Origin of the sequence: Bacillus horti (assembly GCF_030813115.1) — a bacterium.
GTDB lineage: Bacteria > Bacillota > Bacilli > Caldalkalibacillales > JCM-10596 > Bacillus_CH > Bacillus_CH horti.
This window is the reverse complement of record NZ_JAUSTY010000004.1, coordinates 1-24,439: the sequence shown is the minus strand read 5'-3', so window position 1 is coordinate 24,439 and position 24,439 is coordinate 1. Positions and strand designations below refer to the sequence as shown.

Below are 24,439 nucleotides of genomic sequence, written 5' to 3'. Positions count from 1 at the left end.
ACTTTTATTAGGCTTTTACTTTTTTAAGCTTTTATGAATCCAAATCGCTGCCTGTGATCCTTCTCCCATGGCAATCGTTACTTGCTCTGAATGAGCGACAATATCTCCCGCTGCCCAAACATGTTCTACACTAGTCTGTTTGGTTCTAGGATCGACAGCAATATGGCTATTCTCTAACAATTTAACTCCTAGCTTTTCAGCTAATTGAGACTTCACCTCATTTCCTCCAAACGCAATAAACCCTGCTTGTCCATATATTACCTGTCCATTTACTAGCTCGACACCTGTAAACTCTGAATGGTTTTGGGTTAACACTTTTACAATCTGTTCTTCGACGATCTCTATATTTTTCTCTTTTACCGTTTTCTTTATTTCATCATCTATCCCTTTTTTCTCATGATTAACAAAGACAAGTTGATTTGTCCAGTGTGTTAAAGTTAAGGCCATTTTAGCGCCTGTATTTCCCGCACCAAGTACAATTGTTTTTTTATTTTTCACCTCATAGCCATCACAGTCAGGACAAACAAACACAGAAAGACCTAAGCAGGGATAAAGCTCGGGAAAAGCGGGAATACGATCCATGACACCTGTAGCTAGAAGAATCCTTTTTGCTAAAAGAGGCTTCTGCTCACCTACGTAACATTCAAAAGCCTCTCCCCTTCTTTTTACTTCGTGAACATACCCTTTTATAAATTTCACACCTAGCTTGACAGCATGCTGTTGACCTACTAACCTCAGTTGATTTCCACTCACCCCATCAGGGTAGCCTAGAATATTGTGATAGGATTGACTAATCGTAGAACGACCAATTCCAGAATCAATAACCAAGACTTGATACATATATCTTCCTAATTGAATAGCAGCCTGTAAGCCTGCTATTCCACCTCCAATAACAATAACATCATACATGATTACTCTCCTAACTAACATTTTTTATTGCTTACTTTGTTCAAATTTAATTCATTAATTTAACTCTAAATCTAAAATAGGCGGTCAACTAGAAAGACCCAGAATACATTAAGAATAAAAGAATATATATAAAGGAGCGTTTTCTATGTATCCTTACCCCGTTTTCCCTAATTACCCTAGCTTCTCTCAGCAACCATACCCTTTTTATTCTTTTTATCCTTATCCCTATCCTATTTATCCTCAGTACCCGTATCCCTCAGCCGCATATGGTACTTTGCCTAATATTACTCACATCGCTCAGCCTACTCAGCAAGGTTTTCCTATTGTTCCACAGGGAAGCGTTCATTATCCAGTTAGTCATGTCAGTATTCCACAGGGGAGCGTTCATCTTCCATTCAGTCATGGTAGTGTCACACACTATCCGGCTCCAGTTCATGGTGGTGGCTTCCATATTCCCGCCCCACATGTTGAAGTACATGGACCAGAAGTGCATGTGTCAGGTCCCAGAAAAAAAGTATAATAAAAGAAGAAGCCGCTCTACCCTCTTAAATAATGATGATGGTTTGGTGGCTTCATTATCAGTTTCCTTCAATAAGCTCTTTCTCAACTTCTTCTCTTCACACCATCTCTGAAACCTCAAGATCATCCCTTTTTTTGCTTATAAATAGCCCTTTCGCCTACACTTTTCTGTGCCCTGGAAATGGCTGCGTTCGCCTGAGTTCCAGTAAACATTTGGAGCATAGGAGCTAGATTTTTAAATAAAGGCTTAGCTTGATCAACATATCCCATGAACTTCTTTGTATTTTGGAACATTGAATCTAGACCTTGAAAAGAAAAGCCTTGGGGTCTAGGATTTGATGAGTTTTGTGTTGCTTGATTCTGTTGAGTTGGTTGATTTTGTTGAATAGAAGGTGGAGTGGATTGCTGCTGTTGAACGGTTGCTCCTCCTTGCGGGGGAGTAGCGAAAAAAGGATGCTGAAACGGATTCATTGTTGATTGAAATGGGAATGACATGAGAAAGCCTATTTTTTTCCCTCTTGCTTTATTAACCATATAAAAATCCTCCTTAACGCCTGAGTAACATTCCCTTCTATTTATAATCTATGCCTCTTTGTTGAAAGGTGGAAGGGAGATATTTGCGGAGATATAAAAGAAAAAGCCCCCTCTATACCATGAGCTGAGTAAGAGTTGGCCCTGATCTAAACAAGCCTATTACAGAACAAAACTTCTTCTTTGATTCTTTCGATTAAATTAGGGATTAGATATGCTGCATTGCCATTTGCACTAAACGTTTTGTAATCTCTCCACCAACTGATCCATTCGCTCGCGAGGTAGAATTTGGACCTAATTGAACGCCAAACTCGTGTGCAATATCATACTTCATCTGATCCAATGAATCCCGAGCCTGTGGAGCCACCAATTGATTTGACCGATTAGCCATGTTGATCACCTCTTCAGGAAATGTTTCACTTCATAACATATATTTCCTAAACAATTGTACTTTTATACATATTTTATGATAATGTAGCATCTCCAGCTAGCCCTCAGGTAGAATCTCACCATCTCCTACTTTTGTCTATACAAAACGTCTATTTATTTTCTTGTCATCATGCGAATATAATACCTCTTTGCCATCTACAATTGTTAGTAAATGAACTGTTCTACCCCACAAATAATGAAGATATGGTAGTGTTTTTTCAATATATTTAGGGTCTAGCTCCATCCCTTCATAGTAGTGTTTAACAAGCAATTCTCCTCTTTGCTGATAGTCTCCATCCTCCACCATCAGATAAGGGAATCCTCCATTTACCCTCATATTCACAAGCTGATCGCGAACATTCTTCCAATCCTTGTCCACAATCGCATAATCATTACCTTTTTTCTGAAACAAATATAGATCCAGGTCCTCGACTAATTGTTTTGTGAGGTAATTACGGATGAATGAGCTATCATTTTCTACCTGACGAATTTCAAAGATCTGCTGACGCCCACTATTTGGTTTTCTACCGTATCGCTCCTGCTCTTTTAATGTAGGTTCATTAAAGCGCTTTTCAATATCTACAAACATGTTATAGCCCAGATGATACGGATTAATACTAGTGCTTGAAGGAGCAAGCACAGAGGCGTTTAGCTTAGCAAACTCAATGACTTCCTCTTCCGTTAGATCAAGCTCTCTAACAATTTGAAGATGCCAGTAAGAAGCCCACCCCTCATTCATAATTTTAGTCTCTAGCTGAGGCCAGAAATAGAGCATCTCATCTCTTAGGATTGTTATTATATCTCTCTGCCATTCTTCTAGACGACTGCTGTATTCCTCTACAAAAAGTAAAAGATCCTTCTCTGGCTTCTCTGGAAAACGCTTCTTCCTTTGCTGCTGAACAAGCTCTTGTTCCTTTTTTAGCTTCCACTCTTCATCCAGTGACCATAAATCATCATAGCTTTGCTTTATTTCAAGCCCATGCTCTTTCTTACCTGGTCGTCTATCTTCAAGCCTCTTCTTCCACTCTAGTCCTGGTCGTAGGATTGAGGGATCAATATGCTCTTGAAGGGCCAGCACAGCATCGATCACTTTTTCTACCTCGTCCTTGCCGTACTCTAGCTCATACCTACGTATCCGATCTGCACTAGCAGACATGCTTTCGACCATATGGCGTGACGTATTCGTGAAACGGATATTGTTTTTAAAAAAATCGCAGTGGGCCAGTACATGAGCTACAATAAGCTTATTCTGTATTAAGCTGTTCCCCTCTAGGAGAAACGCGTAGCACGGATCCGAATTTATCACTAGTTCATAGATTTTACTTAAGCCTAGATCATATTGTAGCTTCATCCGGTGGAACGCTTTACCGAAGCTCCAATGAGAAAAACGAGTAGGCATTCCATACGCTCCAAACGTATAAATAATATCTGAAGGACAAATCTCATACCGCATGGGATAAAAATCAAGCCCAAAGCCCTCCGCAATCTCAGTAATGTCATGAATGGCTCTTTCTAAGTCCTTATGTTCTTGGGGAGTCACTTCACTCTCCTCCTTTTTGAAAAGATGTTAGTCAACATTTTTGCTGTAAAATTTTTCAATAAACATTTGTAAAATAAAGATCGCGGCAGCTGAAGTACCACGATCTTATATATGCTATACAGCAGTAACGTTTTCCTTATGAAAAAATGTTTTTAAGGCGTGATACACTTCGTTTTTTTCTTTGATAATGGAGTAACGAAATCGCGGATCTTTTATGTGGCGGTAGGCGGACATTAGAGTCGAGCTTCTATTGTATTGATTAATTTCGCCATAACAGAACATGTTCGAGAGTTCAATAAGCTCTCTTACAAGCTTCAAACAGCGTTCATTATCAGAGGTTAGATTATCTCCATCAGAGAAATGGAAGGGATAAATATTATAGCGCTCAGGCGAATAGCGACTATGAATAACCTCGAGCGCCTTCCGATACGCGGATGAACAAATAGTGCCACCACTTTCTCCTTTTGTAAAAAAGTCCTCTTCAGACACTTCCTTAGCTTCGGTATGGTGGGCGATAAAAACAATCTCAACATGCTCATACTTAGTTCGTAGAAAGCGGCTCATCCAAAAAAAGAAGCTCCTAGCTACATACTTTTCGAAAATGCCCATCGAGCCAGACGTATCCATCATGGCTATAATTACAGCGTTTGAGTGAGGTTGAATGGTTTCATTCCACGTTTTAAAACGCAAATCATCTAGCCCAATCCTTAACAAATCCTTCTTTTGTTTCAACGCATTTCGACGTATTGCTTCAAGTAGGGTACGCTTTTTATCAATGTTACCCATTAGACCCTTTTTGCGAATATCATTAAATTGAATATCAGTTACGGTAATCTGATCTCTTTCCTTTTGCTTCAGGTTCGGCAATTCAAGCTCCGAAAATAGTAGTTCCTCTAGCTCTTCAAGGTCAATCTCAGCTTCATAGTAATCCTCACCGGCTTGATCACCTGCACCCTGACCCTTTCCCGCACCTTTTTTCGGCGTCCCATCACGAGCAACTACATCACCAACCTGGCTGTCCCCATCTCCCTGTCCGGCATGCTGCTGCTTCTGATGGTTATACCTAAATTTATATTCATCTAAGGAGCGAATGGGAATCTTAATAATGTCACGTCCATTGGATAGAATGACACTTTCCTCCGTCACTAAGTCGGGTAGATTGCTTTTAAGGGCTTCCTTCACTTTTTCCTGATGTCTAGCCTGATCCTCATGCCCTTTTCGATGGAGGGACCAATCTTCCTTGGACAATATGAACGTTTGCTTGTGGTTCATTACTGCTCCCCCCTTTTTTATATGATGGACGGAACTATCTATTTAATAGGCTTCCTACATAACGCAGTAGATCATTAGCTGATGTAGCCGTATAGCCATGCTCCTCAACAAGTCGGCTGATTACTTCATTAATTTTCTTTAGCTGGTTCTCATCCGGTGTTTTAACTGAGGTTGTAATCTTCACGACATCCTTAAGGTCAGCAAACAGCTTTTTTTGAATCGCTTCGCGCAAACGATCATGAGCATTATAATCAAATTTCTTTCCTTTTCTAGCGTAAGCAGATATGCGGATGAGAATTTCTTCACGGAAAGCTTTTTTGGCGTTCTCGGAAACACCAATTTGCTCCTCAATAGATCGCATTAGCTTCTCATCTGGATCTAGCTCTTCCCCAGTGATAGGGTCCCGAATCTTCTGCCAATTGCAATAGGATTCAACATTATCTAGATAGTTGTCTAATAACGTTTTTGCTGACTCCTCATAGGAGTAAACAAATGCTTTTTGTACTTCCTTTTTCGCCAGTTCATCATATTCCTTCCGAGCTGTAGAGATGAAATTAAGATACTTTTCACGTGCTTCCTTAGAAATAGAAGCATGAGAGTCTAAGCCGTCCTTTAAAGAACGCAAGACATCGAGTGCGTTAATATAATCCTTATCCTGATTTATGAGTGCACTGGAAATCCGATTTATCACATACCGCGGGTCAATTCCACTCATTCCTTCATCATGGTACTCATTATATAGCTCCTCAACATCAGCATGCTTAAAGCCCTCAACCTCTTTACCATCATAGAGCTTCAGCTTCTTTAACAGATCTACCCCCTGCTTCTTGGACTCCTTTAAACGAGTTAGCACGGAAAAAATAGCAGCAGCACGGAGGGCATGTGGAGCAATATGCATGTGACCAATATCGCTTTGTTTAATGAGCTTACTATATATCTTTTCTTCCTCTGAGACAGACAAGTTATAGGGTACAGGCATAACAATCATCCTAGATTGTAGAGCCTCGTTCTTTTTATTAGAAATAAAGGAGCGATACTCTGATTCGTTAGTATGCGCCACAATGAGCTCATCAGCACTAATTAAGGCAAACCGTCCAGCTTTAAAATTCCCTTCCTGTGTTAAGGACAAGAGGTTCCATAAAAACTTCTCATCACACTTTAACATCTCCTGAAACTCCATCAGTCCTCGATTTGCCTTGTTAAGCTCTCCATCAAAGCGATACGCTCTTGGATCAGATTCTGAACCATATTCAGCAATCGTTGAAAAGTCGATGCTTCCTGTTAAATCAGCTATATCCTGAGATTTAGGGTCAGAAGGACTAAATGTACCTATCCCTACTCGACGATCCTCATCAAAGAAAATACGTTCTACAATAACGTCCTCAACTCGCCCATCATATTCTTGATCAAGCATTAGACGGCATGAAGGACATAGTTTCCCTTCTATTTTCACTCCGAATTCCTGCTCAAATTCCTCTCTCAAATCATCTGGAACGAGATGTAAAGGCTCTTCATGCATTGGGCAACCTTTTATCCCGTAAACCGCCCCTGCCTCAGTTCTAGAGAACCTCTCCAATCCCTTTTTGAGCATGGTCACAATCGTTGATTTTCCTCCACTAACTGGTCCCATAAGAAGCAAAATACGCTTTCTTACGTCAAGGCGTTTAGCTGCCGAATGAAAATACTCCTCCACCAAACGCTGGATGGAGCGCTCTAAGCCAAACATTTCTGAGCTAAAAAATAAATACTCTGTCGTCCCATCCTTCTTCGTCTCTATTCCCGCTTCCTTAACCATGTTATATACGCGTGTATGTGCAGTACCAGCAACATGAGGGTTGCCTTTTACAATATCTAAATATTCCCTAAACGTTCCTTCCCAACGCAAGCTTTCTTCTCTAGCCCGATAGTCTGAAATCTTCTTTAAAATATCCATGGGCTCCCTCCTCTCATAAATTGGCTACCCAGAGTATGACGTATTCAAATATGAAGTTTTATTCAATATATTCTCTGACAGCCTAGATCATGTTATCTACTTGGATAAGGCTTAATACAATCTATGCAACTGATTCCGTATTAGATACAAAGGATGAGATGAAAGAGCAATTATTAAATAATGAACAACCTACCCCTCATTACCTAAATACGTTAAGGCTTTCTCCACTTTTCCTATAATAAAGTAAAACTTAATAAGGAGGTTAGTATGGCTAAAGATTTAGAAACAACTGTTATGCACTTAAAAAAAATAGATTCAATCATTACTCAGCTTAGAAAAAAAATGAGGCATTCTACTCCTTACTCAGTAGATACTATAAGACAAATTGTTGCTGAAATAGAGGGAATTAGAGAAGACCTACTTAAATCTGAGCTAGAATCTGATTTGAATTTACAAAAATTATTAGAGAAAAAGAAAGTATGTACTGGTAGCTGTATCAGGCAATACACCGGTAAGCAAGAAATATTGGGTTATCCTACTATAAATCAATCATAGGATTTAGAGCTTCACGCTAACCTTAAAGGAGATGTACCATGGGGAACGTAAAACTAAATGATCTATATCAAGAGGTTTTAAGCATAGAAAGTGCTATTGAACAAATGGAATTAGATATAATGAACTCAGAATGCGAGCTCTCAGTCAAATGTATCCTAGAAAAAGATTTAGTTAGGACTAAATCGGCATACAGAGAACTGCTGAACAGTGAGTTTAGTTTTAAAGATATATCGTTTGATGATTATATTTTGTCTCTTAATCGTTGTCTTGAATGTATTGATCTTTCCATTTAGCCAAGGGCTTTCGCTCTTGGTCTTTTTTATGAACAGTTACTCGTTAAATCTAGCTCTCTGCAACTGACCTACATTAAATAACGATACCTATACTAACTCAAAGAAGGAGGCACTGAGTAAAAAATGATCTAAGTTAGCTTATATAACGAAGGGAGTAACTTACACTGAAAGAATTACACTACTTCTTTGCTTTTTCCTGGTTTACATTCTCTTGCTTGCTACCGTTCTATGCAAATATTCCTGTAAACTTCGCTAAAGACATGGTTCATTATCCTTCCCAAATCAATGACGAACAAACTCGTAGCTATGTCGAACAACTATCTGAGAACTTCGTAAATACAAAAGATATAAAAGGAGAAATACAATTACTTCAAAAAAATGAACAATTTGAGGGTCACATTGAAAGAGAAGCTAGGGAAGAAGTATTATCAATGGAATTTAGTTTTTATACCTCTAAATGTAAGGGCTGTACGGGATTTACTAGATGGGGAGAGTATGACGTCCGTGAAACGATTTATTATGAAGAACTGAATATTGTGGCTACTGACCCAAATGTGATCCCACCTTATTCCATTATAGAGTTTGAACTTGAGGGCTCGACTAGACAAGCTATAGCTTTGGATACTGGTGGTGCTATCAAAGGAAACCGTATTGATCTCCTTGTCCAGAGCAAACAAGAGGCCATTAAATTAGGGCGGCAAACCATAGATATCACTATAGTAAGTTATGGAGAACTACCATGATTGAAATCCTCGTGCAATGAATGAGACATAAGCAACAAACCAATAAATCAATCACTCTCAGGAGTAACGTTGAAATTAAAAAACTTTTATGAATATCTGCAACTCTTGGGCACACCAGTTCGATTTGTATAGAGAAGAATGAATGAGGAGGAATCACTTTTGAGCGGTAATCTACGTGGGGATATTGACAGTAAGCAGAAAGGTAGAGAAAAAGCTGCTTCAAGGACAGTAAATCGTTCCGTTGATATAGATTTAATAAATCTAATGACAGAGACTCAAATAGAAATGCAGCTAGTAAAAGAAGTAGCAAAGCAAGAAATAGAAAAGTGTCAAAATAAACTAGTTAGTATCATCAAATGGCAGGATGAAACATTAGCAGCTTTTGAGAAAAAAATGGAGGATATTGAGACTCTGCTGAACCTGTACAACAATCAATCATTAACAGAACGATTTATTAAAAATCTTGAAGATCATCCTATTTCTGAAGCCTTATTGCGTTCAGTAGAGACTAACTATCAACACTTAATTGAGTCTTTATTAAAAGATTCGACAGGTAAACGAATTTGAGCGACTTGTACAGGAATTTAGCAAAGCAGGGTGTTCCTGACCTCCACAACAACGAACTATTACGTGCCTGTAAAGAGGATAATGATCTTCTTTCGGAGTTTTTAAAGAAAAACAAAGAATTTATCTTTCTGATCTTATCCCAATATAAAGGTAATATTGAGCTCTTAAAAGACAGATTTAATGTATCTGAGGAGGAATTACTTCAACATGCTTATATTGGCATGATAACAGCTCTTAGAGAATTTGATTTTGATAAAGGAATAAAATTCTCAACCTATGCCTTTAGGCCTATCATTTGGGAAGTGAATCAGCTATTATACTCAGATTCAAAGTTAGTGAGATTAAGCCGTAGTGCAGTTGACTTGATTAAACAAATGGAGGAAATCGAAAATTCATTAGGCTATTTTCCTTCACAACAAGAAATGTCTGGCCTGTTACAAGTTCCGTTAGAACGGATTGAGGAGGTTCTCCGCTTCGCTTCGGACCTTAAATATTTTGAATCTTCAAATGATTTTGACTTAATAAATTCGTCTTATAGCTTTGAAAAAGACGTCATTAATAAAGTATATGTCCAGAGCTTAATGGATAAAGCAAACCTAACTGCTTTCGAACAAAAGATTACTGAATTAATTATGAATGGATTAAATAATTCTCAAATCGCCACTACACTTGGGGTCTATCCTATGACGATTAGTAGAGCCTTAGAAAAGATAAAAAATAAAATGGTTATGACAGATAAAAGGAACTCTAAATATGATCCAGAGGTCAAGCTTATCTTCGAAGAAATGGAGGAAACAGGCACTACTTTGAAGATAGACGAGATTAAGGAACTTCTTGATGTATGTGGTTATGATATAAATAAATACTCAGCAAGAATCTTATATTACATTCGTCAAAGAGCCATTCAATTATTAGAAAAAACCAATTAAGATTCTTCCTAATTTATATTATAATCTATTTGCTCATTATTATGATTCCTTGCTTAGTGAAGCAATTTCTTAACTACCTGTGGGTAAATGAAAGATATTAAAAGAGGTCTATTCTATCCTGTAGAATGACCTCTTTTCGTTTACTCTATAACTATTATAACGTAGTTTTTATCCAAATAAATTTTCTAGATATCATCTGTGTAACGTTTGCTATTTTTGACTGACTGGACTGACTTACTATCCACATACGCTTCTGCAAAGATATAAACAACTATTGATCCAAATGCCCCAACTACTGCTACAATTTGAGCCGTTGTATTTTCATCAAAGTTGAATAATATTAATAAACTAGTCAACCATCCTGCCAGAAGACTCCAAAACTTTCTGCTTGATAGTTTTATAAATATCCCTTCCATTTTCATTTTGGAATACCTCCCATAGTATGTTCCTATTTATTTGTAATATGTCTTGTTAAGCATACATTGTTAACCCAAGCCAGCTCATCTACAGTGATTTTCTGTTTCTTAGCCTTCTCATACCATTCCAAGCTATTCAGTATTTTAGCGTTATATAGCCCTTTAAGATTCTGAGCAAGAGTCTCATACATCCAGGGCTTGTCTAACTTAAGCATTTTTCCAGCCTCCTTCAGTTTCATAAATTGATTACTATCTAATCGAATCTTATCCATAAATGCCCTAACATCTTGATAATTAGTGGGGCAATCCTTACGTGAGTATCCAGGGTATTCCTGATGACCTAAAATATCAAAGTTTGGATTAGGTAATGTACTTTTAAGGAAAGCGATTAACCAAGAAAGTGATGCCCTTTGTTCAACGGTAGGTTGCTGCTTTCCTCTCCTAAAATCACCAACTAGGTTTATACCTAACGCATGTCTATTAGAGTTTCCCACATGTGGAGTAACGATCGTATGATCTGCACACCAATAAATCGTACCGTCTCTCATGATGACATAGGTGTAACCCATAATAGACCAGCCATTAGTATGAATATGATAATTAGCAAATGCCTGAGGAGATCCTGATGTTGTCAAAGAGTGATGAATGGCCAATGATCGAATATCAGTTTCTTTCCTATAAGATAGTCCTACATTTGGATGTCTAGGCATGTCCTTACGAATGTCTACTATTTGCATATACAATCCTTTCTAGCTTAAGTAAAAAAGGCTACATTCTCTTTTTGTCATTAGCCTCCCAACGCTTTAGCTCAACTCTAAGTCCATCGATTTTAGCCTGCAGTTGTTTATTCTCAAGCTCTAGGTTAATGTTCATACGCCGAAGGTTTTCTACCTCTTTACGTAAGCTTGTAATCTCTTTTCTGTTTCTATGAAGCTCCTCCATTAAGGCTGCTCTAAATTGCTTTTCATCTACAGACAAAAGCTTTCTGTCACTAATAATAAATTCCTTTCTTGCTTTTCCCTTTGCAACCAAATAGCCAAAGAGTCCTGTTATAAACATGCCTGCTAAGCTTACTAAGGAGGTTACAATATTTTCTGCTAGTATGATACCCACCTTCTTTTTCTAGTAAAATGTTCTAGTTGTATAAAAAAAATAATAGATAAAATTTGGATAAATGATTTGTCCAAAGCTTTTACCTACACTTATTTCTCAAAGACATTATAAGGAAAAAGCATAAAAAAATAGCCTCCGTTACGTAAGAGGCTAGTCTTTTCAAATGGCTATTACATGATAAAGGCGTAGGCTGATTGCCTTTCTCTGCCTATTATTTCAATCATACAATATAAATCTCTTGGATTCTTAACTATGAGGTTGGTATCCAACTCATTAATCATCTTTACATTTACTGTAATATTTGAGTTTATATTAAGAGCATCTCTGCCAGGTATCGCTATTCTAGAGGGCAGATATGGAGAAATTGTGCGAATTACGGCTTGTAAGTAATCAGCTGGCTCAACATCTATTTTACCTGTAAATTCACTTCTACCTCTGATAAAGATAAGAGCTGGTAATTGATCTTCCTCAGTCCTACTGACAATCATTTGCCCTTCTATATAGTCATGCTTAGTGATAGATATCCTACTTACTAATATCTTTCTGTGAACAGATATCCTTGAGTTAAATGATTGATCGTAGTATTGACCTACTATTACTCTAGAAGTTAAATCCTCAAAACGTAAAACCTTAATCCTACTCTTAAGAATATCATTATTCACTATTACCTGACCAGGTAAGGTATCATCCATCTCGTTCGGTATGATAATCGAACTTTCCAAACTATCATTAGCTTTAATTGTTATCCAAGAAACTAAGTGTTTCCTTATTACGGTGACCTTGAAATCAGTTAGCTCTTCCCTATCATTTGGAATAATGATACTCGAGTCTAATAAGCTTCTTTCTTTAACAGTAAGAATCCCTCTTACTAGAAGCTGGTTTATTGTTACCTTAAAGATCTCATCATGCTCTTTATTATTTGAAATTCTAATAGTAGAATCTTGATGATGATGACCATAGTGCCTAATGTGGATTCTACCCACTATAAAACGTTTGTTTATAGTAATTGCTGCATTTAATTCTTCTGCTAATCGTGCTGACTTTACTATGATACGTCCATATATCCCTTTGTCTGCAAATTGTCTAGCATAAAGAATAGCATGAAGCTTTCTTCTATTAATCGTTATCCTGCCTTCACGGAAATTAGGATTACTAACATACATTGTGGCAGGGAGAAATTGCTCACCCAAACGGCTTATAATTTCTAAACTTGATTTCAGGTCCTCTGAGCGATGGGCATTAATTGAAATCCTGCTTCTAAGATCTGCTGCTCCTGGACTAATTACCATAGCAGGATCATAGTAAACAATCTCTAGTTTCGGCCTGTTTGATGAGATTGGAGCTTCTCTGGTAAAAAAAGCTGCTAACCCAAGCTGTGTTTCATCTAAAGCTTTTAGAAAAAGGCCACTATTTTCTTTACCATTTTCAACCCAATCTTTTACAAGCTCTAAGATATTGATCTCGATGCTTGAAAGCTGCCCTTGATTCGTTTGCACTACTTTGCTGTAAGAGCCCATAGCTGGCTGATTAATCCAAGCGACTATAGTCTCTTGCCAATCTCCTAGGGAATCTGTCACCTCTAACTGTTGATTAGAGAGGGCAGAGGACGGAGTTAGGCGGAGTATAGCCTTTTCCACTATGGCTGTCTCCGGTAATCTCTCAAGGTTAAATTGTAGGATTGATCTGAAAACTTCATGTCGGTCAAATGTATATGGACTGTCACTTATGCTACCTGTAACCATTGTGCTTTCTGTTCCATAGTTTAGACTTCTGACACCGTTTCTAAAAAAAGCATCCTTAATAGGCTCTAATTCTAGATTCATCCTTGGTATCGGAACTAAATCCACAAATCCAGACATCTGGTTCCCAGGTGGAACAGAGACTTGTCCTCTCATGTCCTCATAGGAACGGACAGTCATTGTTCCAAGGATATCAGAAAACCTTAAGACTTTAATGCGACATCTAAAGTCATAGTAAGGATTTACTCTTATCGTAGCTTCTTGATCCGAGAACTTTCGATTAGCTACTTCAATTAAAGCATCAAATGTATGGAATCTAATGACCTTAATTTTGGCAGGTAAATGCTCTCCACCCCGTACATAAATAAGACCCTCTACGTCTGATTCTCCGTAATCTGGTACGGATATTCTCCCTCTGAAATCTGCTTCTTCACTAGAAGGAGTAGAGTGATAAACATTAAATGTAGATAAAGTATTTATATGAAGCACATTGTGGTGTGCGGTAAAATGGCTGTTTTCTTTTCCAATATGATCTATATAGGTGTTGTGAGACATGCCAAATCCCTGTGTCCACAGTATAATCCCACCACCATTATTAGACATGCTCACCAACTCCTAATTATTTCGGTGTCACTCTTACGTTAAGGTCGAATGCTCCACCTTCATCCAACTCTTCATCTGTGCTTACCTTTACATAGAATTTAACTTCCTCCATAAATTTCAACTCCAGTTCAGAAAGCTGTATGACCTCTAATTCCTCAAAAGGTTCTATTGTACGACTTAATCTAAGTCTGGTGTATGGACTTATTGTAGGTTTTCTGTTCCACCAAACCTCTATTTTTTCTAAGTCCAATAAGTATTTACTTCTGAGTGTCACTTCTCGTATGGCAGATTGGCCACCTGCTACAATATAACCAAAGTTAATGTCTGTGATTTCTGTATTATCTCTTGGTTCAACCATCATCATTCTGTTCCGAATCTGGTGGAATAATCTAGGGAAGTATCCATTCACTATAGACCAAGTCTTTACTGGTTGTTCGTCCCCTACAGGCTCTTGGTAGTCTCCATCCCACTCCACAAAATTTATAGATTCCATTAATTGTTCTGTTATTAATGGTGTTCCTGTTGTTTGGTTGGCTCCTGTTCCAGGTGTACCCGTTCTACTCTCTATACTAGAGTCCCAGAAGCAGTTAATGACTTGTGCATCGTCAGATACCACCGCTACTAACCCAGATCCAACAGCATTTGACCCATTTACAATAACTCTAGAATAACAATTCTCTATGGTTGCATTATTTTGAGCTCTACCGCAAATGCCTCCTCTCCTCCCACCCGACGAATTGTTCCTACTATATGTTACTGTACCTATTGCATAACAGTTTTTTATCGAACTGTATTCACTTAACACACCCGCTATTAGACCATATCCAGAGCTAGCTGAAACATTATTAGTACTTGTACTAGAAGTTACTCCATATACATAACAATTCTTTAATATTGAATTTCCAAAAGCTTCACCAACTATAATTGCTAAATTAGAATTTGAGGCACTGCTACTACTTAGAGCATTTGAAAAATTAATATTACAAATCATTGAGTTTCCTAATAGACTTACTATCATTCCTCTAGCACCAGATCCTGTAGTTTTAAAATTATATATCCAATGCCCGTTCCCATCCAATTTTCCATCAAAAGTAGGAATCGGAATAAAATTGTTAAACAGAGGGAATTTTTCCTGATCAATATCCTTTATTAACTTGTAATGAGCAGAAGTATTGTTTCTAATCGCACTTAAATCATAAATATCCTCAATAAGAAAAGGATATTCAACCGACCCGTCTCCACCGGCAAAATTTCCATCTGCCATATTCAGCACCTCCTATCCGCTTGCAACAGCCTTAGCTTTAGTAAAGACATCAAAAACTCCTCCAATTAGAGCACTATGATGAGATACAAGCCTGACATAAAATATGATCTCATCATACTTATTTAATTCTAACTCCCCATAATTCAATTCAAATATGGGTTCAAACGGTGAGGCTGTTTTACTTAATTGGATTTGCAGACCATCTATGTCTCTATTAGAAGACCATAACAGAACGTTCTGGACCTTAAAGTTATAGAAATTTATGAGCTTAACTGAATAGATTAATGAGGACTGACCAGCCATCATAGGAGCAATTTGCATGTATTTCAATACTTCCCCTAGCTCTGTAGAATAGAAGTCTCCAGCCATGTCAGTAAACATTAATCCAATATATTCCCCTATGAACTCTATGACCTTTGTATTTTCTTCACCATAGTGATCTTTAGCTGTAATTTCTATTCTGTTTTGCTCACTTATGTTCATTTGACGGCTATTTAGTTGCCTACTGAATTCCATCCTAGTAGTAAAATCTGACCATTCTCTATGAACGGGATAAATCACTTGATCGTTCAGCTTCACTTGATACTTGAACAAATCCCCTTCTTGGTCAGATATAACTATATTCAGCATGTTTTCACGAAAGCTAGCATCAATAACCGGCGCTGTATTAATAATTGAAACAGTTGCTGCTTCTAGCAAAGTAATGCCATTTTCTAAGTAAACATAAACAAGCACTTTATAGGAAGGAATTATATTAAAAATAGAACTCTGAATTATAGTAACAACGTTACTATTGTCAAAAAAGGTTGGGCTTAAGGGGATAAAAGTACTTTCTCCATTACTGATTAACTTAGCTTCATAAGTAAACCCTATCTTTGCAATCCCCTCTGTCTCTACTTTTCTCTCTAAAGGTGTATGCTCTATTATAATTATTTTAGGATTTTCTAAACGTAATAGAATATCTTGAGTTACACTAGACAAAGTAAGCATTCCTGATTCCACCATACTCACTTGATCAGCATTTACATGTTCTAATGCTCCCTGTTCATTAATGGTTAGATAGTCATTACCTTCCCTTAATAATGTCACATAAGGAGCAATGACAATGATCTCCGTTTCGGTAGGTTCATTACAGTGTTCACTATTACATGGGATAACCCTTATTTTTGAATCCATAAAAGTGGTAATATTAGGAACAGTAAACATTACCTCTCGCCCTGTAGTCTGGGCCATGTTTCTCCATACTCCGTCAATGAGTATGTCAACTTTATAGGTAATAGGTCTCCCTTCAGGATCTGTTGTTGGTAACCAATTTACCAAAATTTGCTCACCAGCTAAATATCTTTGTCTTGGAACAAATACCTCTCGCACTCTATTAGGGGGAGGAACAGTTACTCCATATAACTCAATTTCATTTAGGGCTACTCCATAACTACCATTTCTAGTTAACGTTAATCGTATAAAGCGAATGTCGAGATAGGAATCTACATCATGCTCTCTGTATTGTCCTGAAGGTATATAATTTGAGTTATTGGTACTATGATGGTTGTTTATCCAGCCTGTTATTTGCTCCCACTCATGACCATCGCGAGAAACATCAATTCTGTAATTAGAAGATGCGTTTGTCCTAGAGTATGGGTATATCCTTATCTTTTTCGTATGAAAGCCAGACACTGATCTCAAGTCGAAGGTTAGCGATTGGTTTCCACTTGAACCGGTCATCCAGTATTGAGTGTTACTTGTACCATACGATCTATTAAAAAGGTACGCAAGGTAATAATTACTGCCACTAGAGTAAGTGTTAGCTGATGAAGTTACAACAACACCGTTTGCGGCTATATAAACTGAACTCCTGTCAGAGTTTCCTCTTCTTAAATCTAGCATTTCTAAATCCATGCTATTTCACCCTTAAACTCGTAATATCTTCCCATTTTTCAGGTTCTACATCATATTCCGTTACGGTTAGGTTACCTAATTGATGTGAAGCTACTGAATCAAAGTCTTTTCGTTTCCATTGTCCAACACCATTATTTATAATTTGAAACTCAAAGGGATAATCAGTGGCTCTCCGAACAATAATTTCATTTTCTTTTATCTTTAGGTCTATAGGAGAAGTTAGGAATATACCATCATTTACCCATTCACATGATATAGCCTGCCCTTCCACTTGATATGGAGAGAGGTCCTTTACTGTTTCTCCAGTACCTTCCTCTAATGAATGATTTAATATAATGCCCTTAGAGTATGTAGGGACCGAAAGAAACATATCATGTTTAATTTGTTCTTGTGTTTTTTCTAAATTGTAAACTCTATGCCCTTTTATTGAACCAATGAAGGAATAATCTGTTCCCCCAGAATATCCACCTAGAACCTGTTCACCTATTCCTGTTACTGTTCCTGAAATGTTTGTAGATCCTGCTAGTTCTCCATTCACATAAAATTTCACAGTCTGTCTATTGTAGGTTAAAGCTAGATGCACCCAACCATGGTTAGGTACCATGGTTCCCCAGTGCCATGTCCTTTGTGTATTACTTATTCTAGTAGAAATTCGAAAGACAGAAGAATTATAGAAATCTACATACCATGTCCCATTACTAAAAGCAATTCCTCTAGTTCCGCGATTTCCATTCCCCTCTCTCCTAGCCCAAACTTCAAATGTAATTCCTTCATCAAAGCTGTGTGTACTTAGATTCGCTGAATTTACTCTAGAAGCGTTACTAGGAAACCTTAATGCTACTGTACTCACTTATTTCACCACCCACGATGTTTCACCTTGAATACCAACTTCTAGTGGAGCATCAATACTGGCTACTTCAGTGCTATTTCTTAAAATAACTAATGCTCCATTTAAATCTTTATCTGCAGTTAGCTTGAAAGTCATAAGAACCGGCTGTTGATAGGGAATCCTACACAACGCTTCAAATTCAAAATTAACATCCTCTACGCTGATATTCGCTTTGTAGCCGAAGCTATGCTCCACAACCTCACCCGCGTTTTTCCCCCAAATTACTGAATCATGCTTGGGTTGAAGAAGGTTTAGTTCTGATTCGCCACGCTTAAATTGAATGATATTGTTATATGGTTTGTTGTGACCAATGAGGAAATATTCTTTTCCATCTTGAGTAACATACTTAGCTTGAATTCCTCTTCCAGCAATATTAAAAAATCCACCGAACACTTCATAATAAACGGGCACATCAATTCCAACTAAACCAAATCGAATAACATCCTGTCTTCTAATTGCGTTAAACTGATTCGGTTTTTGTGTTTGCAGATCAAACTCAGACAGATACGTACCATTTGAATATTCCGCGACCCACAGCATCTGTTGGGGTACAGGGCTCTTAATTTTTTGACGTAGTATCACCGAAAAATCCCCCTCGAATAAAAATACATCGCCCCATTGGGGCGATAACTTACGTAAAAGTATATGAAAAACGGACGACGAAATCGAAGGTTCCCGCAGGAGCTAATGCGTCTGGTAAAGCCATTAATGTTACTTCAATAAAATTTCCTGCTGAATTTTCTTTAGTTCCATCATTTTTAAGACCTAGAGCACTAACTCTACCTGCATCAGTTACATAATCAGGATCACTAGGAGTATGGGAAATCCCATCAACAATCGTTGATCCCTCTGTTCTTACTGGATGATCTGCGCCTTTTCCGATTGGTGTAAATCCTACCTCGTGTAAAGAATCTACTTTCGCTCTAATCCATTTTCCCTCTACGACAAATCCTGTTTCTGAAGCATCCATAGCTCTAGTTGTTAAGCTAGCTTCTACAATGTTTGCTACATCCTCATCGCCACCTCTATTATTCCAAATAAGGACACCAAGATGGTTCGATTCAGTACCTGCATCTACAACTCCAATGTCCCATAAAGTAACTTGACTTGTATTATCCCTATTCCACCATGAAATAACGGGATTCGTTGAAACTGCCATATTATTCAACTCCTTATTTAATATCCAACTCTACAACTACCTCTACTGTGACACCAGCAATACCCTGTCCTACACTTAAAACATTTATTCTAAAGTGATCGTTCTTCTCCACATTCGGTTGTACAGCAATAGGAAGGCTAGCAGACGTGTTTGTAGATTTTGAATGAGCATTTAATATAATATTTGAACTTAAAATATTTACCCAGTAGGGATTAGTGTCGTAATCGATCTGATTGCATTTCTCAATTGTCATAATTGTATCCGTTGAACCACGTGTTGAGCACGAGGCATAGATATCAACAATTCTTCCCTTCTCAGGAAATCTAAGCTCTATTCCCGAAGCGCTAGAAGCAAGATGTCCCGGAAGCACGAAAACCATTGTCCTCGCTTTTAAGCTATTAATTTTTATACTATTTAATATGGTTCTATTAAATGAATTAAAATTCATATTTATCCACCTTACGTGACCATAATTCGTTAGTTAGAGCGAACTGTATGATTAGTATGAAATACGTGAAGTACGTCTACCTAAGCAGATAGATTGATCACTTTTTTATACCAAAGTAGCAAAACATCAGGTTTTTCCTCATGTACCTCTAGTAAGTCCGGTTCAAATTCTACCCCGGTAATATTCCCATCAGCATCTAAAATTTCACTGTAATGAAGTCCGGGAGCTTGAAGCTGTCCATTCAAGGAGAGAAACAGAGTATTAGCTTTTGCTACTCCATTTGTTAACACATAGCTTGACTCTCCTCCAACCGCTTCATATACTTCTCTTTCATCCTGCACTTCAATTTCTAGCAATCTATCCGCGTGGGATTTTAAGGTCGCATCCATTTTGTTTTCTGTATCTACTAATCTGTCCTTTAAAGTATCAAACTGATTAGCTTCGAAGAAACCATTTGGAGTATCTTCATCCCTAGTTCTAGCAGCAACTACATCTGAGTTACTAAGTTCTTCTTGAGCATTTAATCGTTCAGCTAATTCACTTACTACCTGTTGAACAGTTACGCCACTGTAATTAGGATCTAGAACAACTCCTACTAATCCAGAACCATTTCTATCAGACAGGTTGCTTACAATCAGTTGATCTGCTTCAGCTCTTTCCAATGCTTCATCCTCAAGCTGCTGAATAATGGACTTAGTTAATGTAACGTTACCATCTCCGTTAAGAGAGCCCGCAGCACCGTAAAGGTCCTTCATAAGCTGTAGTAAATTCATGTAAGCCTTAGCATCTGTAGCTCCTTCAACAAATCCTGATCCACCACTAACTAACGCATCTACAGGCAATACAGCTAGATTCGTTCTTACTATAAATCTAAAGTCAATATCCTCAGCATCAGCGGAGAATATATACGCTTCCTCTCCTGCATCTCCATTAATGTAAAAATCAAGATAGAAGTTACCCTCATCTGTTCCTACTCCGCCTCTTAAGCGCCCATAAACCTTTTTACCTGTGGAAGAAATCTTTGGTGTATCATCTGTGCCAGCCTTACGTAGCTCTACTTTTTGTCCAAGTACAACTCCCTCTGTATCAATACTTGTAGAAACGGGTCTGCCAGAAATTGCGTTTGTAACATCAATGCTATCTGATCCATCTACAGCATGACCATTTGATTGCACCCAAACATCAATTTTTGTATCCTCTAAGATTTCTTTGTGTTCGTTCCAACTAAGTGCAATATATTTCTCATCAATCTTTTGATTCTCATCAAAATGTCGATTACGAATAATTTTATCGTTAAGCTGTTCTCCTCTTAACTTGGCAATACCTCTTGTTCCTGCCATATGGAAACCTCCTTTATTGTTTGTGTAAGCTATTATAAGAAATACCTAGATAATTCTCACACGAGTTCGTAAAAGCCTTCCCGTATCTAGATCCCAGATATGACCTTTAATCAATGTTGTTTCGTTATGAGTAATGATTTCTTTAGAAATTTGGTTTATTGAGTTAAACTCAAACTCTCTCTGTAGGTTATATTCACCAGTTATAATTTGCCTTGTGATTTGGCCATTTTCGTTATGTTCATATTCAATATCTACATTGGCCATGCCGTTCTCTATCAATTCAATGGATCGTTGAATAAAGTCTAGTCGGCTATCTAATGATGGAAATGCTTGATCAGATGATCTGTATCTTCTAGCTTCTAAGACTTCATTTCTTAGATCATTAAACTCCGAGAAAGTAGCAAATGATCCTCCACCACGACTGCAATATTGATTCCTATATACCTTTATATAAATTTCATCTCCAACCTCCAGTTGGTTCGGTATCCCTGAGTCTGAGTCGATCCCTAAATGAAGCTGAATCGCTTGATCAATCTCTGAATACCCACCTCCTGGATGGAGAAGCTGCCCATTATAATAAACTTCTAGCAAACCTAAACCTAATCCATAAGGATGCTCGATAGGAATGACTAAACCATTCTGATCAATAAAATCTTGATCCACAATAAGTTCTATAATGTTCCAATCTAGGGTTACAGGACTATACCTAAGAAGAGTCATTTTCGTCCCTCCGGCCATTCCACTTACCTCCTATTCACTATCTATATCTAGTAAGAAGTATGTAGGTTGATTGGAGCCCTCATAGTCTTGTCTTTCAATTCTTATCCAGAAATCCTTAGACTGATTTGGTGAAAGTGTTCCTAGGGATATCTCATGCCCAAATTCTCCTGGACTCCCAGCTACATCCTCTGCTATATCTGCCCATTCCCAACCAAAACTTTCCTCATACTTTGCAATCCTTACTTTAATTTGATCAGCTATATTTCCTGAGGAAGGATTGACTAAAGTCATCTTCTCTAGAAGAGTGCCTCTTTTTATAGCACCTAAATGTGTTGGTATATATTGATCCAGCTGCGTGTCATTCCAGTAAACATGCAAATCTATACCTGAAAGAAATTCATCTCCACCATACATGTCTACGAATTCATCCATCTCAGAAATAACGTTTGTTCGGCCAGTTTCCCTATTTATTTCACTAATCTGTATCTTTCCTACAAAAGGTATAGTCGGAAGCTCTATCTTAATTCCAGAAAAGCCTTTTGGAACCTCTTGATTTCTTACTACTCGCTGATTTTCGTCTAATAGTCTAATCATGTATCCACTATTTACATTGGCTACTGTAATATGTGAATTTTTGCATAGGATTGATCTTCTTGCTAACAAAGGCGTATATCCAGCATCATTCTGCCCTTTTAAAACTAATCCTGCTCTTACTGGATTGATACAGACCGAGGAGTCGAATAACTCCCAAGCTCCATTTCTTTCTGCAAAGAATGTAAATAGATTTCCCCGTTTTATAATTCTCCAGTTGCTGTATTCAGAATCTGCTGTGGAATCTATACTCTCCAGAAATTCAACCTTTTCCGTTGCAGATTTCCAAATCACTACGCCCCCTTCATCTCCTACCCTCACAGGTGTATAGCTTGCCTTGACCTCAAATAACCATTCTTCCTCCTCTTGTGGAATTTGAAACAAGGCAACTGTTTCACCTACCATACTATGTCTCAAGGACAGCCCATTTCCTGGGAGAGAGTAGGAGCCAGAAGGGGATATTGTCCATCTCTCAGTATTTAATGAAGAAAATCTATCATCAAATATCAAACCACTTCTGACTCTGTAAATACTCATCATATTCCCCTTATCTAGTCTTTTTAGGATTCCATCCGTTCCAGCCTGGGTAAGGTTTACCCATGATTAACCAAGATTTTTTCTTATCTTTTGGATCTACTGGTGGTCTATCTGGATCTGGTAATCGACCAATCCCTTCATCATCCTCAGCAGGAGGCCTAATCAAGCGTGCCTTTTTCCAAACTCCTTTATTATCTTCAGTTAGAGTAATTTTTCGCTCGCGTTTTTTCCTCATACCAGTTTCATCTTCACTAATAAGTGATTTTGTCTCAAAAGCTTTATACGACTCCTCTTCTTCTAGAGGTAATACAGACGAGTTATTCCATACAATGCTTCCCATATTTTCTTCATCTATAAGAGCTATCTCCCCATTTTTATGGGATGTTGATGTAATTTCTTCTATTAAATCAACCATATTAGTGTCACTTACCCGGCTTGCATGATCTTCTTCTGTCATACTAGCCATTTGATTATCGAATGGACCATGAGCTTGGTTAATATCAAGTGAATGAACCTCATTTGTGAGATTGCTAATTTCAGAGATTTCACTAAACTCAATGTGCCCTTGATTATTTAGATCTGAAAAATAGCTTTGATCAAGTTTATTTAGTTTTGTATCTGTATATCTATCATCAAAAGAACCATTTTCTAAATCTGCTACATTTAGCTCAGAAGATATAGTAGATAAGTTAGAGCTATCTAACGAAACTTCATCAGTTTCGGCGATCGTTGACGCTAAATCAGCATAATCAAAAGAAGATATGTAGCTATCTACTTGACTTTGATCCATACTGAAGTCTTCCACTTGCTCTAATTTACCTTCCCTATAGCTTTCTTTATTTTCAAATGCTTCAAATTGACTTAAGGTGACATCATAGCGTTGACTCTCGGAATCTCCTGCTTCAATTCTTATATCTGTAGCTTCAATTACACGTCCAAAATTTTCGCCAGTTTCAACAGGTAATTCATCCACAATTTCATATGAGCTGTCGCTACTTTGAGCTCTTTCTAGAGGGAGTTCATTCACTATCTCATAAGACCTATCGTTACCTTGGGCCCTCTCTATTGGCAGTTCATTCACTATCTCATAAGAGCTATCACTACTTTGAGCTCTTTCTAGAGGGAGTTCATTCACTATTTCGTAGGAACTATCACTACTTTGAGCTCTTTCTATAGGTAATTCATTCACAATCTCATGTGAGCTGTCGCTACTTAGAGCTCCCTCTATTGGAAGTTCATTCACCATTTCATATGAGCTATTGCTACTTTGAGCTCTTTCTATAGGTAATTCATTCACCATTTCATATGAGCTGTCGCTACTTTGAGCTCTCTCTATAGGAAGTTCATCCACAATCTCATAAGAGCTATCACTACTTTGAGCTCTTTCCATAGGTAATTCATTCACGATTTCATAAGAGCTATCACTACTTTGAGCTCTTTCCATAGGTAATTCATTCACGATTTCATAAGAGCTATCACTACTTTGAGCTCTTTCCATAGGTAA

The 24,439-nt window shown here is 37.7% G+C and carries 26 protein-coding genes; 6 read left to right on the top strand and 20 right to left on the bottom strand.

The genetic code is table 11. From position 1 onward, the window contains the following. Positions 1-15: 15 nt before the first annotated feature. Entirely contained in the window at positions 16-909 is an 894-nt protein-coding gene (locus J2S11_RS05250) for an NAD(P)/FAD-dependent oxidoreductase (protein ID WP_370875451.1), read from the bottom strand. A 145-nt stretch (positions 910-1,054) separates the two neighbouring features. Here J2S11_RS05250 and J2S11_RS05245 point away from each other — a divergent pair, with 145 nt between their 5' ends. Next, on the top strand, positions 1,055-1,429 hold the full coding sequence (locus J2S11_RS05245) for a hypothetical protein (protein ID WP_307391902.1): 375 nt from the start codon (positions 1,055-1,057) through the stop codon (positions 1,427-1,429). A 122-nt stretch (positions 1,430-1,551) separates the two neighbouring features. Here the strand turns inward: J2S11_RS05245 and J2S11_RS05240 are convergent, their stop codons facing one another. The 5 genes from J2S11_RS05240 to J2S11_RS05220 form a co-directional block, all read right to left on the bottom strand. Next, complete coding sequence (locus J2S11_RS05240; RefSeq protein WP_307391899.1) at positions 1,552-1,962, bottom strand: hypothetical protein; 411 nt, start codon at positions 1,960-1,962, stop codon at positions 1,552-1,554. A 205-nt stretch (positions 1,963-2,167) separates the two neighbouring features. Continuing rightward, entirely contained in the window at positions 2,168-2,350 is a 183-nt protein-coding gene (locus J2S11_RS05235) for an alpha/beta-type small acid-soluble spore protein (RefSeq protein ID WP_307391897.1), read from the bottom strand. A gap of 135 nt (positions 2,351-2,485) precedes the next feature. Continuing rightward, positions 2,486-3,928: a SpoVR family protein gene (locus J2S11_RS05230; protein WP_307391894.1), complete on the bottom strand. Its 1,443-nt coding sequence runs from the start codon at positions 3,926-3,928 to the stop codon at positions 2,486-2,488. Positions 3,929-4,042: 114 nt separating this feature from the next. Further along, positions 4,043-5,200, bottom strand: coding sequence for a sporulation protein YhbH (gene yhbH / locus J2S11_RS05225; protein ID WP_307391890.1), 1,158 nt, complete (start codon positions 5,198-5,200; stop codon positions 4,043-4,045). A 34-nt stretch (positions 5,201-5,234) separates the two neighbouring features. Continuing rightward, positions 5,235-7,133, bottom strand: a complete 1,899-nt coding sequence (locus J2S11_RS05220) for a PrkA family serine protein kinase (protein WP_307391887.1) — start codon at positions 7,131-7,133, stop codon at positions 5,235-5,237. A 267-nt stretch (positions 7,134-7,400) separates the two neighbouring features. On the opposite strand from J2S11_RS05220, the gene J2S11_RS05215 reads away from it, so the two are divergent. The 5 genes from J2S11_RS05215 to J2S11_RS05195 all read left to right on the top strand — a co-directional run bounded on the left by J2S11_RS05215 (position 7,401) and on the right by J2S11_RS05195 (position 10,220). Beyond that, the gene (locus J2S11_RS05215; RefSeq protein WP_307391885.1) at positions 7,401-7,688 is read left to right on the top strand and encodes a hypothetical protein; all 288 of its coding nucleotides are present in this window, start codon (positions 7,401-7,403) and stop codon (positions 7,686-7,688) included. Between the two features lie 38 nt (positions 7,689-7,726). After that, the gene (locus tag J2S11_RS05210; RefSeq protein WP_307391882.1) at positions 7,727-7,981 is read left to right on the top strand and encodes a hypothetical protein; all 255 of its coding nucleotides are present in this window, start codon (positions 7,727-7,729) and stop codon (positions 7,979-7,981) included. Positions 7,982-8,412: 431 nt separating this feature from the next. Beyond that, on the top strand, positions 8,413-8,724 hold the full coding sequence (locus J2S11_RS05205) for a 3D domain-containing protein (RefSeq protein WP_307391879.1): 312 nt from the start codon (positions 8,413-8,415) through the stop codon (positions 8,722-8,724). A gap of 159 nt (positions 8,725-8,883) precedes the next feature. Then, positions 8,884-9,291, top strand: a complete 408-nt coding sequence (locus tag J2S11_RS05200) for a hypothetical protein (protein WP_307391876.1) — start codon at positions 8,884-8,886, stop codon at positions 9,289-9,291. After that, positions 9,288-10,220, top strand: a complete 933-nt coding sequence (locus J2S11_RS05195; protein WP_307391874.1) for a sigma-70 family RNA polymerase sigma factor — start codon at positions 9,288-9,290, stop codon at positions 10,218-10,220. The genes J2S11_RS05200 and J2S11_RS05195 overlap by 4 nt, the downstream gene beginning before the upstream one ends. Positions 10,221-10,405: 185 nt before the next feature. On the opposite strand, the gene J2S11_RS05190 is transcribed toward J2S11_RS05195, so the two are convergent. The 14 genes from J2S11_RS05190 to J2S11_RS05125 all read right to left on the bottom strand — a co-directional run bounded on the left by J2S11_RS05190 (position 10,406) and on the right by J2S11_RS05125 (position 24,394). Next, positions 10,406-10,642, bottom strand: coding sequence for a hypothetical protein (locus tag J2S11_RS05190; RefSeq protein ID WP_307391872.1), 237 nt, complete (start codon positions 10,640-10,642; stop codon positions 10,406-10,408). A 26-nt stretch (positions 10,643-10,668) separates the two neighbouring features. After that, positions 10,669-11,373 carry a peptidoglycan recognition protein family protein gene (locus J2S11_RS05185; protein WP_307391871.1) on the bottom strand — a complete coding sequence of 235 codons (705 nt, stop codon included), beginning with the start codon at positions 11,371-11,373 and terminating at the stop codon, positions 10,669-10,671. Positions 11,374-11,404: 31 nt separating this feature from the next. Further along, positions 11,405-11,749, bottom strand: coding sequence for a hypothetical protein (locus tag J2S11_RS05180; RefSeq protein ID WP_307391868.1), 345 nt, complete (start codon positions 11,747-11,749; stop codon positions 11,405-11,407). Positions 11,750-11,919: 170 nt separating this feature from the next. Further along, positions 11,920-14,091 (bottom strand): DNRLRE domain-containing protein, encoded by a 2,172-nt coding sequence (locus tag J2S11_RS05175; RefSeq protein WP_307391865.1) that lies wholly within the window; start codon positions 14,089-14,091, stop codon positions 11,920-11,922. A 16-nt stretch (positions 14,092-14,107) separates the two neighbouring features. Further along, on the bottom strand, positions 14,108-15,355 hold the full coding sequence (locus tag J2S11_RS05170) for a hypothetical protein (protein ID WP_307391863.1): 1,248 nt from the start codon (positions 15,353-15,355) through the stop codon (positions 14,108-14,110). A gap of 12 nt (positions 15,356-15,367) precedes the next feature. Beyond that, complete coding sequence (locus J2S11_RS05165; protein WP_307391860.1) at positions 15,368-17,251, bottom strand: discoidin domain-containing protein; 1,884 nt, start codon at positions 17,249-17,251, stop codon at positions 15,368-15,370. Between the two features lies 1 nt (position 17,252). After that, positions 17,253-18,101, bottom strand: coding sequence for a LamG domain-containing protein (locus J2S11_RS05160; protein ID WP_307391857.1), 849 nt, complete (start codon positions 18,099-18,101; stop codon positions 17,253-17,255). Next, a complete protein-coding gene (locus J2S11_RS05155; RefSeq protein ID WP_307391854.1) occupies positions 18,102-18,722 on the bottom strand; it encodes a hypothetical protein in 621 nt (206 codons plus the stop codon). Positions 18,723-18,771: 49 nt separating this feature from the next. Next, positions 18,772-19,299, bottom strand: coding sequence for a hypothetical protein (locus J2S11_RS05150; protein ID WP_307391852.1), 528 nt, complete (start codon positions 19,297-19,299; stop codon positions 18,772-18,774). A 13-nt stretch (positions 19,300-19,312) separates the two neighbouring features. After that, the gene (locus tag J2S11_RS05145; protein WP_307391849.1) at positions 19,313-19,747 is read right to left on the bottom strand and encodes a hypothetical protein; all 435 of its coding nucleotides are present in this window, start codon (positions 19,745-19,747) and stop codon (positions 19,313-19,315) included. Positions 19,748-19,827: 80 nt separating this feature from the next. Further along, a complete protein-coding gene (locus tag J2S11_RS05140) occupies positions 19,828-21,087 on the bottom strand; it encodes a hypothetical protein (protein WP_307391848.1) in 1,260 nt (419 codons plus the stop codon). A 45-nt stretch (positions 21,088-21,132) separates the two neighbouring features. Next, positions 21,133-21,825 carry a hypothetical protein gene (locus J2S11_RS05135; RefSeq protein WP_307391846.1) on the bottom strand — a complete coding sequence of 231 codons (693 nt, stop codon included), beginning with the start codon at positions 21,823-21,825 and terminating at the stop codon, positions 21,133-21,135. Between the two features lie 12 nt (positions 21,826-21,837). Next, entirely contained in the window at positions 21,838-22,935 is a 1,098-nt protein-coding gene (locus J2S11_RS05130) for a hypothetical protein (protein WP_307391845.1), read from the bottom strand. A 10-nt stretch (positions 22,936-22,945) separates the two neighbouring features. Beyond that, entirely contained in the window at positions 22,946-24,394 is a 1,449-nt protein-coding gene (locus J2S11_RS05125; protein ID WP_307391842.1) for a hypothetical protein, read from the bottom strand. Positions 24,395-24,439 lie beyond the last annotated feature (45 nt).